Origin of the sequence: Serratia sp. Tan611 (assembly GCF_905188235.1) — a bacterium.
Lineage (GTDB): Bacteria > Pseudomonadota > Gammaproteobacteria > Enterobacterales > Enterobacteriaceae > Serratia_B > Serratia_B rhizosphaerae.
Genome location: NZ_LR994655.1, coordinates 1,968,803 through 1,982,833 on the forward strand (window position 1 = coordinate 1,968,803; position 14,031 = coordinate 1,982,833).

The following is a 14,031-nucleotide window of genomic DNA, read 5'->3' on the forward strand; positions in this document are numbered from 1 at the left end:
TGAACTCATCGTTATTATGGCCGTCACTGCTCACTTTCTGCAATCCATTCCGGTATTTTCGCTTCAAGTTCCAGGCGAGTGATAAAGCCGCTACTGTCGATCGTGTGGCTTGCCTTGGCAATAATCCAATCCTGATTATTAATATCTGTTTTAAACCCCGAAACAGTACCGTGCATTTCCGGATATAAATCAGCGCGGCCATATGCCAGAGTAAGCGTAAACTCAGCAGCACCGCGTTTTAATTGCTGCCATTTAGCAGCTGCTGCGCGCTTCGCGGCCGTCTCGCTATTGTAGGTTTTTCGCAGCACATAAACATTTCCATCCTCGCCTTCTAAATAATCACCTTCCCGGTTGCTGCTGCGCGGCTTTTTATCTTTCTTGGCGCGTCGGGTTTTAACCGTGACCTTTTTCTTTTTCCCAAATTCCAGATCCAGCCAGTAGGCGCGCACACCGGTATAGGCATCGCGATCGGCAATGCGAAATGCGTGCCGGTCACTGCTGCTGCGCGTAATAGCGAACGAAGGCAGGGCCTTGCCCGATGCGCTGACGCCACCGCCTGGCAGAATAAACAACAGGCTGCCGTTCTTTACAGTAGCAATAGCGCCAAGCATCTCGGCCATGCGGGTCAGGAATGACATATCACTTTCCTGCGTCTGATCGGCGTGGTCGATCTCCAGCTCCATCAGCTGCGCGGAGATCACGGGTTTCAGGTCATAGCGTCGCGCAATGGCTGACACCACGCGCTCTACCGTGACATCGTGCCAGGACACTTCCCGCTTAACGTTGAACTCGTCGCGAAAATCGGCGCTGCGGGCGGTGATGGTCATGCGGTCGGGCGGGCCTGCATGTGCCACTTCGTCGACAATAAACACGCCTTTGAATACCAGCGCTTCACCGCGCCAGCCTATCGATGCCGATATTTCAGCGCCGCGCGGCGGCAACTGCAGCTGTCCGTCGCAATCGTCCACCACGATTGTTAGCTCATCCGCTTCAAAGCCGCGGTTGTCCACCATCTCCATTGAGATCAGCCGGTCATCCAGCACCGTCAGAGCCTTGCCCCCCAGCATTACGCCGAATGCCGGCACGCGTGACAGCTCTGCCAGTTGGTTCAGTGGTGTGTTGTCTCCGGCGCTCAGCAGTGAATGAGCGCCTCTGATAGCGTCAGTGGTCAGTGCCATGATCCCCCCCTTTGTGCGCTGATGGTTTCATGCGCGCGCGACGGGGAAAACTGCCCGTTGTTGTCGCAGAACGCTGACAGCCAGCGGCGCGTGTCGGGCGCTGCATTTTCGGCGAATATCACAACCGAACTCACAAGCATGATGGCGGTACAGTATGTCCGACAATTTTTTCCATGGTGCGCGCGTCAAAGAGAACACCGAGCTGCAGACGGCGATCAACGATGTTGATTCGACGGTCATCGGCCTGGTTGCCGTTGCGGATGATGCAGACGCTACCACCTTTCCCTTAGACACGCCGGTGCTGATTACGCGGGTTATCAGCGTACTCGGCAAGGCCGGTAAAACCGGCTCGCTTTATAAGTCACTCAAGGCCATCTCCGATCAGGTCAGCACCCGCGTTATTGTGGTGCGTGTTGCTGCCGCTGGCACGGAAGAGGGCGCCCCAACGCAGTCACAGTTGATTATTGGCGGTTCGCAGGCCGACGGCAGTTATACCGGCATGTTTGCGCTGCTGACTGCAGAGCAAAAGGTCGGCTATCGGCCGCGCATCCTCGGCGTGCCGATGTACGACACCCAAGAGGTGACCGCGCAGCTGCGCGTTATTGCCAAACAGTTGCGGGCGTTTTCGTACAGCTACTGCGACGGCTGCGAGACGATTTCCGAGGCAAAAGCCTATCGCAAGCAGTTTGCCGAACGTGAAGGCATGCTGATCTGGCCGAATTTTATCGCCTATAACCCGCTGACCGGCGAGAACGAAGAGTTCCCGGCAGTTGCCTATGCGCTGGGCCTGCGTGCGCAGATCGATAACGAGCAGGGCTGGCACAAGTCGCTTTCCAACGTGGCGGTAAGTAATGTGCTCGGCATTTCAAAGGATGTTTTCTGGGCGCTGCAGGCGGAAGACTCCGACGCTAACGAGCTGAACGCCAACGAAGTGACCACGCTGATTAAGCGGGACGGCTTCCGCTTCTGGGGTAACCGTACCACTGACACCGAGGCGTTTATTTTTGAGGTGTACACCCGAACGGCGCAGATCCTGGCGGACACCATCGCAGAAGCGCAGTTTACGACGGTAGATACCCCGCTGACGCCGGCGAACGTCAAGGATGTGGTTAGCGGCATCAACGCAAAACTGCAGGGCTTGGTCACTGCCGGCCGTCTGATTGGCGCTTCATGCTGGTTTGATATCGTGGACAACCCAACGACCAGCATCCGCCAAGGGAAAGCGGTAGTGCGCTACAACTACAGCCCGGTGCCGCCACTGGAGGATCTGACCATGATTCAGACCTTCACCGATCAATACTATGAAGCGGCGTTTGCGTCGCTGGGAGGCGCATAAGTGGCTATTCCTAAAAAACTCCGCCTGTTTACCCTGTATGTGGACGGCACCAACCATATCGGCAAGATCCCCAGTGTTACCTTGCCAAAAGTTACCCGCAAGACGGAGGACTATCAGGGCGGCGGCATGCAGGGGGCTGTGGCGGTAGACCTCGGACTTGACGGCGGGGCGCTGGATGCGTCGATGGTGGTTGGCGGTGTCGTTGAAGAGCTGATCCTCAAGTATGGCGGCGATATTGACGAAATGCGCCTGCGCTTTGTCGGGGAAATCTACAGCGGCGGCACCAGTTCACTGATGGAAGTGGAAATGCGCGGCCGTATTACCGAGATCGACCAGGGAGAAGCCAAGCAGGGCGAGGATACCAACCACACCTACGCCATTAAAAACACCTATTACAAACTGTCGGTGGATGATAAGGCGCTGCTGGAAATCGACCTGCTCAACTTCATCTACAAACGTGACGGGAAAAACCTGTACCCCGATCGCATTGTTTCCGCCCTCGGTCTGGGCGGCTGATTCACCTAACCCTAAACCCACGTTAACGGCGGCAGACAATGTCGCCAGGAGCATAAAACATGGCTGTAACTCTCTCTACTCCAATCAAGCGCGGCGGTCAGGATATCGCTGCAGTGTCCATCACTGACACCATTAAACAGGCGGGCTCTCTGCGCGGTCTGCGCCTGGTTGATGTGCTCAACTTCGATTATGACGCGATTTCTACGCTGCTGACGCGCGTCACTGCGCCAGCGCTGACGCCGACGGACGTGGCGCAGTTGGATACTGCCGACTTTGTGGCATTCATTGAAGAGCTCACGCCTTTTTTGACCAAAGCGGCGCCGTCCGTAACGGGCGCGGCGGAGACGGCGAGCAAATAAGAGAGCCGTTATTTTCCAGCGTTGATGATCTCATCGCGGATATAGCCGTTATTTTCCACTGGCCGCCCTCGGAGATGTACGGCATGGAGCTGCGCGAGCTGATGGACTGGCGCCAGCGCGCCGCCATCCGTAGCGGCAACCATGACGACGAGGACGAGCATGGATCTTAGTATTCGCGTCGCGTTCAGCGCGATTGACAAACTTACCCGCCCCGTGAAGGCCGCCGGCAAAGCCGTCGGCGGCCTGTCTGAATCACTCAAGCGAACGCAAAACGCTGTTAAGGATCTGGATAGACACGCTACCAGTTTCGATAAATTACGCAGCCAGGCCAATGATACGGCCCAAAAACTCAGCAAAGCACAGCGCGCCTTTGATGGTTTAAATCAGAAGATGCGCGAGGGCGGCCAGCTGTCAGAAAACCAGGCGGCAAGGCTTGAAGCCCTGCGCGGGAAAATATCACGGTTAACGCAGACGTATGGCCAGCAGACAACAAAGCTGCGCGAAACAGCGCAGGCGCTGCGGCAGCATGGGGTCAACTTAAACGCAGGCAGTGGGGCGGTGCAGAGTGCCATTCGTCGCACTGAGCAATACAACCAGCAGCTTGAACGCGAGCGGCGCCAGCTAGCAGCGGTTACGCAGGCGCAATCTCGCTATGCCCGCACCAAGGATATGGCGGGCAAGATGCGCGGGGCTGGCGTTGGCATGATGGCCGGCGGCGCAGCTGCTGGTTATGCCGGCGGGCGATTCCTGGCGCCAGCCGTGGGCTTCGATACAGAAATGGCGCGTGTTCAAGCAATGACTCGCCTGGAGAAAAACTCGCCCGAGCTGGCCAATCTGCGCGCCCAGGCGAAAAAGCTCGGCTCTGAAACTGCCTTTACCAGCCGTGATGCGGCAAGTGGTCAGGCGTTCCTGGCGATGGCCGGCTTTACACCGCAGGCGGTGCAGGCGGCGTTGCCTGGCGTACTGAATATGGCGCTGGCCGGCGGCATGGAACTCGGTGAATCTTCAGATATCGGCTCTAACATCCTTTCACAGTTCACCTTGCCCGCGGGGGAAATGGACCGCGTGAGCGATGTGCTGACCGCGGCATTTACTCGCAGCAACACCGATTTACGTAACCTCGGCGATACGATGAAGTATGCCGGCCCGGTAGCTTCCAAGCTCGGCATTAGTCTGGAAGTGGCTGCCGGTATGGCGGGGATTCTGGCCAACAACGGTCTACGCGGTAGCGACGCAGGTACGGCGATGCGTGCATCCTTGGCGCGCCTGTCATCGCCACCAAAAGCAGCGGCCAAGGCATTGCAGGAGCTGGGCGTGTCGGTCGCAGATGCCACAGGGAAAATGCGGCCGGCGGAAACAATATTGCTCGACCTCTACAATGCCACGAAAAAATATGGTCAGGTCGATCAGGTCAGCTTCTTTAAAGATATTGCCGGCGAAGAGGCATTTGTCGGCCTGCAGACACTGGTTGCCGGTGCCGGCAGTGGTGAGCTGCAGAAGTTAATCGGCGAACTCAAGGGGGCCAACGGAGAGGCGTCAAAAGTTGCTAAGACGATGGCGGATAACCTGGGAGGCGACCTGAAAAACCTGGACAGTGCCTGGGAAGGATTCCGCATTCAGGTTGAAGAAACGGCCGACGGCTCACTACGCAAACTGACGCAGGGACTAAGCGACGCAATCACGGCAACCAGTAGTTGGGTGAAAGAGAACCCGAAACTGGCACAGTCATTATTGCTGGCCGCTGGGGCGCTGACTGCACTGGTGGCCGGATTGGGGGCTGTGAGTTTGGCCGTGGGTCTACTGGCGGGACCGTTTGCCAAAATCCGGCTGGGTTTTTCCTTGTTGGCCAGTGCGCTGCCGGCGATCGGTGGTGCTTTATCTGCGCTGCTGACGCCGGTCGGTTTAATTGTTGCTGCGTTTGTCGGTGCCGGCCTGCTGATCTGGCGCTATTGGGAACCCATTAAAGCGTTTTTCATCGGGTTTGGTGCCGGCGTCATGGAGGCGCTGGCTCCGCTGCGCGAGGCATTTTCCCGGCTTTCACCGATCTTTGGTGTCATTGGTGATGCGCTCGGACGGGTATGGGAGTGGTTCAAAAAACTGTTAAGCCCGATGCAGGCCAGCAAGGAAACGCTGGATAAATGTGCCAGCGCAGGCGAGACGTTTGGCCGGGTATTTGGCTCTGCGCTACAGGTGTTGCTTTATCCGCTAACAAAATTGATGGATGGCGTGGGTTGGCTCCTTGAAAAGATGGGCCTGATCCCGGACGGCATCGAGCAGGCCAGGCGCAAGGCTGAGAGTTTACGTAATCAGCCGGCGATGTGGGAGTGGGATCCCCAGCAGAAAAAAATGGTTAAAAAAGGGTGGAGCTGGGCCGGCCCCGGCCTGCCTACGGGAGCGGCAGCGGTTAACCCGAACCTGGGCGGGCCGCCACCGCCGATACTGACCGGCGATACAGGGACGCAGCGCCGGCTGGGTCAAATTGCGGACAACACCAAAACCACGGCGGATAACACCAAAGCAGCGGCCAAGCGTATCGGCCCGGGTGACATTGTCTTTAAAAACCTGCCGCGGGCGTTGGCTTTGCGTGGTGCCTACCAGGAGGCGCGGGTTATGTCACAGCCGGCGTCGCGTATTGCAACATCGCCTGGCGGTGTGCTGTCCGTTCCGTCAGCTACGCCGGCGGCGACAGCTGCGCCAGTGTCGGCGCCGGGGGGCGGGCCTGTCGTCCAGGTGATTTTTAATGACGTGGGGAAGCGCACCGATCAGGAACTGGAAATGATGGTACGCAACGCGCTGCGTGATGCGATGGCCAGCACAGCCAGATATAACCGCGGTTCATTCCGCGACCGAGATTAAGGAGGCCCATCATGATGATGGTATTTGGGATGTTCGTTTTTATGCTGCGCACAGTTCCCTATCAGCAGCTGCGTCACGCGCAGGAGTGGCGGCACGTAAAAAACGAACGGGTTAATCAGTCAGCCGGCTGGCAGTATATCGGTGCGGGGGAGGACAGCATAACGCTGGATGGTGTGCTTTACCCCGAGATAACCGGCGGTAACCTGTCGCTGGCCAGTCTTGAGACTATCGGCTTTACCGGTCGACCATGGCCATTGATTGAGGGGGATGGCCGTATTTACGGCATGTACGTAATGACGCGCCTGGAGCGGGGTAAATCTGAGTTTGATCGCTATGGCAATCCCAAAAAAATCGAATTCACGATCAGCCTGAGCCGTGTCGATGGTGATTTTCGTGAGAAGCTGCAAACAACATCTGCGAGTGATGTGCTCGGCGAACTGCGCGCCAGCGCCAACCAGGCGATTAACTCGGTGAATGGCTCGTTAAATAGCTTATTCCGGTGATGCGTAGCCGAAAGTGACTGTACTACAGAGACTAAAAAGCCCCGGGCTCGCGCCAGGGGCTTTTTTTTCGGCTTATTCTACGCGATGCCATAGCATCTGCAGTTTGTGCCTTTCGACAATCTGCAGTGGTTGTCCGTTACCAAGATTTTCAGTTCTTCCACTGAACGGGTGCCGATGCGCAGGAATATCATATTCGTGAACATGCTCCCCTTCGTCGCTCGTCCAACCTAGTTTGTGCGGCTGATCGGCATCGGTGCCGATGTTTGACGTGGAGTATTCAGCACCAGGCGCCCGCACCCCGGCCATATGGGCGTGTTTTCCTGCTGGCTTGGTTTGTAACGTCTGGGCGCCGTGTTCTTCGGTGGTGCCGGATAGGCCGATTGTTTCTGTGGGCAGGTTCCCTCTGGCAATATTGACCGTATCACTGCCGCCGAACGCACCAACATCAGAACCATCGGCAGCAGCGGTGCGGACCGTGACGTGTTCGCCGGCATATTCCCAGGTTGACCATGGCCAGCGCGTGTTGGGGTCTATATTGCTGTTAAACAGGCGCGATGTGCCGATCGGGTTATCCAATTCCCAGGCCTCACGGATCGCTTTTTCAACGGCGGCATTGATGGCCGCCGCGGTATCTTCGCCGATAGATTCAGCAACCTGGTCTGTGTAATCCTTCGCTTCATCCCTAGCCTTGCTGGTTTCCTCCACGGTGGCAAGAACGATCGACGGGTCGGCAATCAGCTCGACGTCGGCGGTACTGCTGACCTTGATCTGCATTCTGATCACCTGGAAGCGCGCCGAGCCTTCGTGAAGCTTAGGTTTGTAGGTCTCTGGCATATTGCCGATGGCGATACAGGCGCCATCATCGGCAAACAGGGCGATCTCGCGCAACCAGAAACCGCCGACGGTGGGCGGCATGATCAGTTCAGCTTCGATAATACTGGCATTGTTATCGGCAATGACCAGCTTGTTCAGTGCTCCCCGGTACAGTTCGTTTACCAGCTTATCGGCATCTGGCCGGGGTGTCGGCAGTTGCCCGCCGCCGTCGCCAACGCCCATTTCTTTGATCGCCAGTGGCGTGCCATCTACCGCGGCTTTGGCCAGGCGTTCGGCGCCAGTGTCAGTGATGATGGTGGTGAATTTCTTCTCGTTCATGTGCCGCCCGTTAAGCAATCAGTTTCCGGTCTTTCAAAATGTCCTGGCCAACGGCAATCATGGCCGTACGTTGGTCCGCACTGAATGCGCCGTCGTACATGGCCAGGAAGGCGATATCACCACGCATGGATGAGGTGGTTTTGCCATCCGGCCCGCCGCCGATAGCCAGCGCCGTGCTGAGTGTTTGATCCGGGGCGATATTCTCGCCCAGGTCGCCGAACCGAAGCCCCAGATCGCTGAACAGCACGCTGGCCTTGCGGTTGACGGGGTCGAATACGCCGGCAGCCACATACCATTTGCCCGTTTCCGGCTGAGCGACGTCACCACCGCTGATACTGCGCACTTCGCCAGATGGATAAGCAAATCCCATAAATAAGCCGCCGCTCCAGTACAGGTTAAACCCATGGCCACTGTCTGCCGCCTCGTTGCGACAGCTGAAGATATTTGTGTAGCGGTTGAGAGCATCAAAACGGAATGCCGTCAAAAATGACACCGCGCCTTGCCCTGGCTTAATCAGTGCAGTGGGGGCCGGCTTGGCGCGATCCTCGAAATGCACGCCCCAGGCGCGCACCTGGGCGCCGCCTTGTTGCACATTGTAGCCGCTGCCGGTGTTATCCAGCGGGTTCAGTAGATCCTGGCTGGCGATGGTTGGCAATGGTGACCTGGTCTGCAGCTTTGAGCTGATGATTTCAAAGTCGTGGTTCCAATCGGTGATTGGGATAATTTCATTGCAGAAAATACGGACGCCGCTCATAGGGTTCCCCTGTTAAATATTTGGTGAATGTTCTTTGGTGCCAAGGTTGACGTTACCGACGCCGTTTAGCGTGCCGTCGTAGGTGGCGCCGGCGGCAGGGTCGAGCCAGTCGCAGCTTGCGGTTCGCACACTGTCCGCGTTGAAGTAGGTTGCGCCGGTAGCATCCGGGTAAAGCTGGATATCTGCGCCAGTGACGCGGCAGCGGTTGCCGGTATCGCCGACGTCGTAGCGCGCTAGCAGCCCGCCGTGAATGTCGAAGGTTGCTCGCGCGCCGGCGGCGTTGATGATCACCGGGTCGCAGTTAATCAGCGTCACCTTTGGCACCCACGCGTAAGGGCTTTGGCGGTACGTCGTGCCGTCAACGGTTTTATCCCAGTCTGTGGTTTTCCCTGGCAGGTACACCATTGGACAGGCATTTGCGGCAATCACCGGGTTGTTGATAACGCTGATCACGTTCTCGCCGATGATCCGTGCGTTGGTGCCATCTGGCCGCAATTTCTGGCGGCTGCCATAAGGATTGCTCGCCAGATCGGCACCGATGCGGAAGATGGCCATGCAGGCGTTTTTATCTTCCGGCACGTTGATGGCGGTCATTCCGCGAATGCTGACCAGTGACGGCAAATAGGTGCGGTTGTAGGTGCTGTATCGTGAGCGGTACGCCCGGCAGAACGTGAACGCAAAGTTATCCGGCAGCGGCGCCTGAGAGCCTTCCAGGTCGAACACGATATTTTCGCCGACAACGGTATGCGGGTTTTTCGTCGTGACGCCATAATTTACCGCTTCGCCGGAGTTCATCAGCACCACATCAAACGACAGCACGCCCTTAGCCCAGGCTTTATCGATGTTGCTATCGAAGCGGATCACCTGGTCGCGTACGGTAAGATTACATTCGCAGTCACCGGCATAGTCTTCACGCATAGCAATCATGTAGCCCTGGCGGTATTCCAGCGTGCCGCCAGCCTGCTCAACGGAATACTGCGTCACAACGAAAGTGTTGTCGTCAAACGTGTACTTGCCACCGCCCTGCAGGTAAATTTGCTTGCCTTTGAACAGCGTGCGGCTGATGTTCACGTCGTAGCCGAACGAGTGGAAATCGAAGCGGTTCATTACGCTGCGATCGATAAACAGGCGTTTGACGCCGTGGTGCCCCTGAAATCCCCAGCCATATAACCCGTAATAGCCGGTAACGTGCGCCTCAATGCTGTTACGAAAGCAAATAGCATAGGCCCCGCCGACCGCGTTCGGCATGCATTCCGCCGTGGCGTTATTCAGCCGGATATCCGTCACACCATAGGCACCGATCACAACGCGCGATTCAACGTTGCCGCTCGCCCAATTGCTGAGTACCAGGTCGTTGACGGTGACCATGGAGCGCTCAATCTGCACATTGACAAACTTGCGGCCGTTGCCGGCCTCAAAGAACGCTGGCGGCGTGAAGGCGAGCCAGGCGTTTTCCTTGGGTTGGATCCAGGCTTCTGAAACCGTGCCGGCGGGCGTGTTTTTGACGAGCTGATCGGACAGGGCGCCATTGCGGCCAATCCGCGAAAAGTCGCGATATTTTACCTGCGTGCGAGGATTCACATGGTTACCGCCGCGAAAGAGCTCCACGGCGGAAGAGATGTAACCGAACAGGCCGCCGCGGTGTGGATACAGCTTAGGCATCGGCAGGTATGTACTGCCTTTTTTGATGTATTGCGCATAGTTGGCGTTGAGGTCGGCCAGCTCGTCGGCGGTAAAGTCGATGCGGCTTTTTCCCTGGATGCGATACATATACATCGGCTCCGGTGAACCATCATCGACACCGTCAACCCGGCCCCAGCGCGTTTCGTTGGTGCCGCTGCGGTTGCAGGTAACAATGATTGAGCCGGTCAGGTTGCACGGCGTGCGGACAATCCACTCAGCGCCCACCCAGAGAAACGCCCCTGCGTTCTGCACCACAGGCAGGCCGTAGCGGTTGGCGAAGGCATGGCAGCGTGCGATCGCTTCATCTGCAGGTTCAATATCGGCCAGCAATGACTGTGCTGCAGCTTCCTCGCCGTTCTTCGACAGGGCTTCATAACGCAGATATGTCTCGGTCTGAATGCGCGGTGCGCCAAACATATCGTAAGTGACATGATCGGTCAGCCGCACCCAGCGACGGCCATCTATACCGACCAGCACACCGCCGCCATCGTCCTCATCAGTCAGGTCAGGGTAGGCAACGAAGCGGCCACCGATACGAGCGCCAACGACGTCACGCACAGTGGCGTCACCGGTATAGTTGCGAATGTCATCATAGCCCGCCGCGGTGTCACCTGGCGTAATGCCGCCGGCCTGCCCGCCATTGCCGCTGCCACTACCCCAGCCGACTTTTGTGCCATCGTCTTTAACGCCGGCGATAACCAGACCGTTTGCCGACTGGATCAGAAACTTCCAGCCCGGTGGCGCCAGATTATCCAGCATATTGCCGGCAAAGTTCATGCCGGTGTCGCCTGTCAGCAGGCGGACGGCCATGGCAAATTCTAAGGCGCCGTCACTGTTGCGTATCCTGAATGGCCGAATGCCGTTTGCGGAGACCACTTCAAACAGGCTGGCATCGGTTGCCTGCACCGTGTCGTTAAGCGTCGCCATGCGGTCGATCAGGTAGTCGATCATATCGGCGGAGTACAGGCGCTTACCGGTGGGTACTGCTGCGCCGCCGACGTTACGGCACTCGAACGCCCATACGCCGGACTCATCGGAACGGATGGAAAACAGCGTATCGGGCGGCAGCTTTCCCTCAGCGATAGCGGCGTTCGCCGCGTCGATGGAGGTGTAGGGCATTTCGCCCGCCTGGAAACCGTCGATCGCCTGTTTGAGGTAGCGGGTGCGCTTTGCCAGCTGCGTCGCCTGAATGTTGGCAATGCCATCACGGCCGCCGCTTACGCTGTCGCCGCGCTTGATCTGGTAAACGTGATCTTCCCAACTGGCGGTTTCTGTAATGTTCGTCATGCTTACACCCCGGTGTACTGATAAAGACCGCCAAAATCAGGCAGTCCGTTGTATTTAATCTGGTTAATCGGCTCATGGTCGGCCGGGTAAATGGTCACAATGTCGCCGTCATGTGTGGCGATAGCGGAATAAACCACACCGGCGCTTTTTGTCGCGATGTTCAACTGCGCAAGATGCCGGCTAACGGGCTTGCTACCTGCGATCAGTCGTTCCAGTTCGCTCAGTGTTTTATCGCTGATGCCAACATCGTTAACGTCAACATCAAGGCGAAAGGTTCCCGGCTGGTCGCCGGTGTCGAACCACTCTGCAAACGTGGCCGAAAACCCCATACCCTCGATCACGCGTCGCACGGCGGCGCGGGTGCCTTTGCGGCGGTGCAGCCAGTAGGATTGCTTGATTGCCGCGATTTTTTTCTCTGCTGGCCAGTTCTTGTCCCAGCGGTCTACAGACAGCGCCCAGGCCAGATAGGGCAGCAGGTCAACCGGGCAATCTGTTGGCGTCCACAGTGTGCGCAGCGCCACGGTGATCGCCGACAATTTGGCGGTCACCGCTTCGGTGTTGCGCATCCAGGCGCCGGCGGATGGTGGCAACAGGCTGCTATTCATCCGTTCCGCCGTTTTCTACGTTGTAGCCCGTGTTCCGCGCAGCCTGGGTATCGGTGATCTGCAGGTCGCCGGCAGGCGCGCGCAGCACCACACGCTGAACACCTTGCACGTGCAATGCGGCGGAGATCGCCGATCTGGCAACGTCCCGGCCGATCTTCTTGTCGTTATCTGCCAGAAAACGCTGCAGCGATGCCATGGCTGCGTTGATGATGGGTTCTGACTCCGGCCCCGGGTACAGAAAAAGCTCTGCGTCTATCGTGTAATCGACGATATCGGCGCTGCGCACCGTCACCCGGTCACCCAGCGGCCGCACTTCCTCGTCATTGACGGCGTCCTTAACTGCAGCCAGCAATTCAGGTGACGCCGTTCCATCTCCATCGGTCGACAAGATAGCGACGACAACCTCTGCCGGTGCCGGGCTGGTTGCCTTGGCGTCGGCGACTTTACCGCTGGCGCTGCGGGCGAAATATTCGTAAGCGGCGGACGGTCCGGCGACACTCATGCCTTCAAACGCTGCCTGCGCGCGCAGGCGCAGCGCCTCGTCGCTTTCTAGCACGGCGTTTTCCGTATCGGTTTCGGGTTTGATGGTTAGCCGTTGTGTGTCCAGGTTCGCAGCCAGGTTATCCAGATCGGTTCCCCTGGCGTGGCTGAGCATGCATGCCGCTGCGCCCTCGTTGATACGCTGGCGCAGCAGCATCTCGCGATAAGCGACGGTCTGGGCGATCACGGTTAACGGCTCTGATTCCAGCTGCAGCGCCGCCGCCACAGCTTCCCGCTGGTCAGCAGGAAAGGCGGCGATCATGATCGCCTTGTTGTCGCTCAGGATGCTCTCGAAGTCTGGCTCTTCAATGATTTCCGGCGTTGGCAGCTGTGAAAGGTCAATCGTCGGCATGGCTGTTGCTCCTTAGCGTCACCGAACCGGTGCTTTTTTCCAGGCTCTCGGTCAGCAGGCCAGAGAGTTCGGCTGTTACGGCGCCGGTCGGCGAATACGTGATGTTGATGGTGTCCAGTGCGATGCGTGGCTCCCATGCAGACAGGGCGATCACGGCCGCGCTCATGATCTGCATGCGTGTGACGTCGTTTTGTGGACTGTCGAGCAGGTCTGGCACCAACGAGCCGTAGTTGCGGCGCATGACGCGTGAACCGATAGGCGTCAGCAAAATGTCATTGGCCGATTGCCAGACGTGATCCTGATCGGTCAGTGTGCCGGTGCTACCGGCATTCATGCCGCGATATTTCTCGGTCATTGCGTGCCCTCAGTCCAGGAGCCGCCGCTTTGAACGCCGCCATGGCGATGACTATCAATCTGTACCCCATTCGACGTAAACGCGCCGCCGCTGTGGGTAATGCTGCCGTGCATCTCGCCGCCTTCGGTGACCTCAAGCCGTGAGGCCCTGAGCAGCTCGCTGCACTCGACAACCGGAGTTGTCAGCGTGATTTTGCTCTCTGCGGCAATGCTGGCCGTCTTAATGCCGCTGACTTCCAGCGCGCCGGCGCTGGCGTCATAACGAAACTGGGCGCCGTCAGGTGCGACGATCACCAGCTCGCTGACGCCGGTGCCGGGGGCGGGGTGTTCGCTGCTGTACAGGCTGCCGCCAATAATGGCGGTCTCCGGATTGCCGCCGATGCATAGCAGCCAGACTTGCTCACCAACGGAAGGCGGCGCCCAAACGCTGAAGGCGCCGGCCCGCTGTGTGCTCCAGCGCAGCCAGGCGGTATCCAGTTCGCCGCTGGCGACGCGTACCCGCCAGTTTTTCTCGTCGACTTCGGTCACGATGCCAACGCGGATCACGTTTCCCATC

14 protein-coding genes are annotated in these 14,031 nt (G+C 58.1%); 6 read left to right on the forward strand and 8 right to left on the reverse strand.

Annotated elements, in window-relative coordinates; all coding sequences use genetic code 11:
- Positions 1-23 precede the first annotated feature (23 nt).
- Positions 24-1,178, reverse strand: a complete 1,155-nt coding sequence (locus tag TAN611_RS09230; protein WP_203067578.1) for a phage late control D family protein — start codon at positions 1,176-1,178, stop codon at positions 24-26.
- A gap of 154 nt (positions 1,179-1,332) precedes the next feature.
- On the opposite strand from TAN611_RS09230, the gene TAN611_RS09235 reads away from it, so the two are divergent.
- The 6 genes from TAN611_RS09235 (at position 1,333) to TAN611_RS09260 (ending at position 6,748) form a co-directional block, all read left to right on the forward strand.
- Positions 1,333-2,514 (forward strand): phage tail sheath subtilisin-like domain-containing protein, encoded by a 1,182-nt coding sequence (locus TAN611_RS09235; protein WP_203067579.1) that lies wholly within the window; start codon positions 1,333-1,335, stop codon positions 2,512-2,514.
- Positions 2,515-3,030, forward strand: a complete 516-nt coding sequence (locus tag TAN611_RS09240) for a phage major tail tube protein (RefSeq protein WP_203067580.1) — start codon at positions 2,515-2,517, stop codon at positions 3,028-3,030.
- Between the two features lie 59 nt (positions 3,031-3,089).
- Positions 3,090-3,389: a phage tail assembly protein gene (locus TAN611_RS09245; protein WP_203067581.1), complete on the forward strand. Its 300-nt coding sequence runs from the start codon at positions 3,090-3,092 to the stop codon at positions 3,387-3,389.
- A gap of 83 nt (positions 3,390-3,472) precedes the next feature.
- Positions 3,473-3,559: a GpE family phage tail protein gene (locus TAN611_RS23485; protein WP_235082808.1), complete on the forward strand. Its 87-nt coding sequence runs from the start codon at positions 3,473-3,475 to the stop codon at positions 3,557-3,559.
- Complete coding sequence (locus TAN611_RS09255; RefSeq protein WP_203067582.1) at positions 3,549-6,245, forward strand: phage tail tape measure protein; 2,697 nt, start codon at positions 3,549-3,551, stop codon at positions 6,243-6,245. The genes TAN611_RS23485 and TAN611_RS09255 overlap by 11 nt, the downstream gene beginning before the upstream one ends.
- Before the next feature lie 11 nt (positions 6,246-6,256).
- Complete coding sequence (locus tag TAN611_RS09260; RefSeq protein ID WP_203067583.1) at positions 6,257-6,748, forward strand: phage tail protein; 492 nt, start codon at positions 6,257-6,259, stop codon at positions 6,746-6,748.
- A gap of 72 nt (positions 6,749-6,820) precedes the next feature.
- On the opposite strand, the gene TAN611_RS09265 is transcribed toward TAN611_RS09260, so the two are convergent.
- The 7 genes from TAN611_RS09265 to TAN611_RS09295 are packed head-to-tail and all read right to left on the reverse strand — an operon-like array spanning position 6,821 to position 14,030.
- Entirely contained in the window at positions 6,821-7,900 is a 1,080-nt protein-coding gene (locus TAN611_RS09265; RefSeq protein WP_203067584.1) for a phage tail protein, read from the reverse strand.
- Positions 7,901-7,910: 10 nt separating this feature from the next.
- Positions 7,911-8,654, reverse strand: coding sequence for a LamG-like jellyroll fold domain-containing protein (locus TAN611_RS09270; RefSeq protein ID WP_203067585.1), 744 nt, complete (start codon positions 8,652-8,654; stop codon positions 7,911-7,913).
- Between the two features lie 12 nt (positions 8,655-8,666).
- Entirely contained in the window at positions 8,667-11,624 is a 2,958-nt protein-coding gene (locus tag TAN611_RS23490) for a hypothetical protein (RefSeq protein WP_238404529.1), read from the reverse strand.
- Positions 11,625-11,626: 2 nt separating this feature from the next.
- On the reverse strand, positions 11,627-12,229 hold the full coding sequence (locus tag TAN611_RS09280) for a phage tail protein I (RefSeq protein WP_203067586.1): 603 nt from the start codon (positions 12,227-12,229) through the stop codon (positions 11,627-11,629).
- The gene (locus TAN611_RS09285; protein WP_203067587.1) at positions 12,222-13,121 is read right to left on the reverse strand and encodes a baseplate J/gp47 family protein; all 900 of its coding nucleotides are present in this window, start codon (positions 13,119-13,121) and stop codon (positions 12,222-12,224) included. Before TAN611_RS09285 ends, TAN611_RS09280 begins: the two co-directional genes overlap by 8 nt.
- Positions 13,108-13,476 (reverse strand): GPW/gp25 family protein, encoded by a 369-nt coding sequence (locus tag TAN611_RS09290; protein ID WP_203067588.1) that lies wholly within the window; start codon positions 13,474-13,476, stop codon positions 13,108-13,110. Before TAN611_RS09290 ends, TAN611_RS09285 begins: the two co-directional genes overlap by 14 nt.
- Positions 13,473-14,030 carry a phage baseplate assembly protein V gene (locus TAN611_RS09295; RefSeq protein WP_238404530.1) on the reverse strand — a complete coding sequence of 186 codons (558 nt, stop codon included), beginning with the start codon at positions 14,028-14,030 and terminating at the stop codon, positions 13,473-13,475. The genes TAN611_RS09290 and TAN611_RS09295 overlap by 4 nt, the downstream gene beginning before the upstream one ends.
- Position 14,031: the final 1 nt, after the last annotated feature.